This is a genomic window from Hydrogenophaga sp., assembly GCF_051007235.1.
Classification (GTDB): Bacteria; Pseudomonadota; Gammaproteobacteria; order Burkholderiales; family Burkholderiaceae_C; genus Hydrogenophaga.
Genome location: NZ_JBPCSJ010000133.1, coordinates 1 through 2820 on the forward strand (window position 1 = coordinate 1; position 2820 = coordinate 2820).

4 protein-coding genes are annotated in these 2820 nt (G+C 69.9%); 2 read left to right on the forward strand and 2 right to left on the reverse strand.

Features of this window, described 5'->3' with window-relative positions:
- Positions 1-1119 (reverse strand): ABC transporter permease (locus ACR2JA_RS05070; RefSeq protein ID WP_434008025.1); only part of this gene is annotated, 1119 nt, incomplete at its 3' end.
- A gap of 154 nt (positions 1120-1273) precedes the next feature.
- On the opposite strand from ACR2JA_RS05070, the gene ACR2JA_RS05075 reads away from it, so the two are divergent.
- Positions 1274-2170, forward strand: a complete 897-nt coding sequence (locus ACR2JA_RS05075) for a transglutaminase-like domain-containing protein (protein WP_434008026.1) — start codon at positions 1274-1276, stop codon at positions 2168-2170.
- A gap of 84 nt (positions 2171-2254) precedes the next feature.
- Positions 2255-2425, forward strand: coding sequence for a hypothetical protein (locus ACR2JA_RS05080; RefSeq protein ID WP_434008027.1), 171 nt, complete (start codon positions 2255-2257; stop codon positions 2423-2425).
- A 98-nt stretch (positions 2426-2523) separates the two neighbouring features.
- On the opposite strand, the gene ACR2JA_RS05085 is transcribed toward ACR2JA_RS05080, so the two are convergent.
- A partial coding sequence (locus ACR2JA_RS05085; protein ID WP_434008028.1) for a hypothetical protein occupies positions 2524-2820 on the reverse strand: 297 nt, incomplete at its 5' end.

The following is a 2820-nucleotide window of genomic DNA, read 5'->3' on the forward strand; positions in this document are numbered from 1 at the left end:
GGCGCTGGCCCGCGCCGGCCACCAGCCGCCGGCCACCGCGGCCACCACGCCCAGCGCGCCATACAGCCCGGCGGCCGACGCGCTCCAGTGCAGCGTGGGGGCGGCCCCGGCGAAATAGCCACCGCCCAGGTCGCCGCCCAGCACCCGCAGCGCCAGTGCGGCCAGGCCGGTGCCCAGGGCCACGCCGAGCAGGCTGCCCAGCAGCCCCAGCAGGGCCGATTCGGCCAGCACCAGGTGCATGCGTTCGCGCGCCGACAGGCCCAGCACCCCCAGCAGCGCGAACTGCTGCTGGCGCCGCGCCACCGAGAGTGACAGCACCGAGAACACCAGGAAACCGCCGGTGAACAGCGCCACCAGCGCCAGCACCGTGAGGTTGACCCGGTAGGCCCGCGAGAGCAGGCTGGCGCGTTCGCCGTTCTGCTCGGGGCGTTGCGCCAGCACCGTGGGGGGCAGCGCGAGGGCTTGCAGCACCTCGTCGACCACCGCGCCGGGGGCCAGGCGCAGGTCGATGCGGCTGAGCGCGCCGGGCCGCTGCAGCAGCGCCTGCGCGGCGGCCACGTCCATCACCAGCAGCGGGGCCCCCGGCGCGTTCACCGTGCCGGCCACGCGCAGCGGGTGCCATTGCAGGCCGCTTTGCACCTGCAGCTGCGGCGCATCGCCCAGCGCGGCGCGGGCCGCGGGGTTGAGGAACACGGCATCCGGGGCGAACAGATCGGTTCGGCCAGCGCCCGCGGCGGGGCGGGGCATCAGGGCGGGCGACACACCGGCCACGGTCAGAGCGTCCACCCCCAGCAGCCTCAGGTTCACGCGTTGGCCCGATGTGGCCTGGGCACTGGTGGGCAACTCCAGCACCGGGCTGGCCAGCGCCACGCCAGGCTGCGCGGCCACGCGTTCGTGCAGGGCGTCGTCCAGCAGGCCCTGTCGCGGCCGCAGGCTCAGGTCGGGCTGGCCGTTGACGGTGCTGACCGCACTGGCGAACTCGGCCAGGGCCGACGCATTGATCAGCTGCACCGCGAGTGCCAGCGCCACGCCCAGCAGCACGGCCACCACCGCGGCCGCGCTGCGCCAGGGGTGGTGGCGCAGTTCCTGCCAGGAGAAGGTGGTGAGCAGCGAGCGCATGGGCGGCAGCTTATCGCCTGGGCAAAGGCCGTGCAGGCAAAGCCCATGGCCCGAAGCTTGCATGCGCCTATGATGGGCTTTTCAGCGCGCTGGAATGTTCGCTCCTGTGGCGCTGCCGGCACCCTGGGTTGTTCCTGAATCTCAACGTGATCCCATGGTCCGTATCCACCTCGCCATCGACCTGCAGTACCAGGTCCACACCCCGCCCGGGGCCGACTTCATCTTCAACCTGCAGTGCGCTCAGACGCGCCAGCAGCACGTGGTCTGGGAAGAGCTGCTGGTCAGCCAGCCCGTGCCCCAGACCAGCCACACCGACCCGGCCACGCTCACCCGTACCCTGCGGCTGAGCGCCGTGCCCGGCCCGTTGCTGGTGCGTTACCGCGCCACGCTGGACATCACCCACCACAGCGAGGCGCCTGCGCTGGTGATGGAAACGCCGGTGGCCCAGCTGCCACCGGAAGCCCTGATGTATCTGTACCCCAGCCGCTACTGCCAGTCCGACTGCCTGACCGCGCAGGCCATGGCGCTGTTCGGCACCCTGCCGCAGGGGCATGCGCGCGTCATCGCGGTGCGCGACTGGGTGCGCAGCCAGGTGCGTTTCCAGTCCAACAGCAGCAACTCCATGACCTCGGCGCTGGACACCCTGCACAACCACGCGGGCGTGTGCCGCGATTTCGCCCACCTGATGATCGCCATGTGCCGCGCGCTGAACATCCCGGCGCGCTTCACCACCGGGATCGACTTCGGCGCCGACCCGGCCCTGGGGCCGACCGACTTCCACGCCTATGTGGAGGTCTACCTGAGCCACCGCTGGTACCTGTTCGACCCCTCGGGCACCGCCATTCCCATGGGTTTCGTGCGCATCGGCTCCGGGCGCGACGCGGCCGACGCGTCGTTCGCCACCATCTTCGGCCAGGTCACGGCGCAGGCGCCGCGCATCGACATTTCGGCCCAGAGCGACCCGGCGGCCGGCTGGTTGTACCCGGTGCACCGCGACGATGCGCTGTCCACCGATGCGGCCTCGCCCTGGAACCTGGTCAATGCCCGCTGAGCGGTTCGTGGCGGGGCGGGCGAGGGGGCTGGCGTCTGTGGTCCAATAACGGGTTTTCAACCCACCCCTCAGAGACAGACTGCCATGGGCAACAAACTCTTCACCGAAGCCGACCGCCGCGCCACCCCCCGTCCCACCGCCGCCAACGGCGTCGTTCTGCCCACGCCCGGTCGTGGCCAGCGCGTGAGCCTGGAGCGCGGTGTCGCCACCCGCACCAAGAAGAACCCCGGCAAGCGCTCCAAGAAGGGCGGCTGATCGCCATGCCGGCACCCGGCGGTCCTTTGGACGGCTGGGCGCAAAACAAACAAGGCCCTTTCAGGGCCTTTTTTTGTTGTCCGTGCCGGATGGTCGCATCAGGTCAGTGGTTCCTCTGATGCGGACAGCAGGTAGAGGCCCGGGTTTGTGATGGGGCTCTTGAAGGTCCACTGCGGGTCGTCGCCTGTGATCGCTGGGGCTTCGCAAGAAACGGTACCGACGCGGTCCACGTGACAGATGCGCACACTGCTGCTGTCGCTCAGCGCGCTCTTGCTCATGTTGAACACGGCAGTGGCTGGCTTTTCGGAAAAGTTGTGTGTGTATTCGAATCCATTGACGGCGGTCGCAGACAGAGAGCCCACGGGGACATTGATCAACACCGCGCTGGTCCAGGA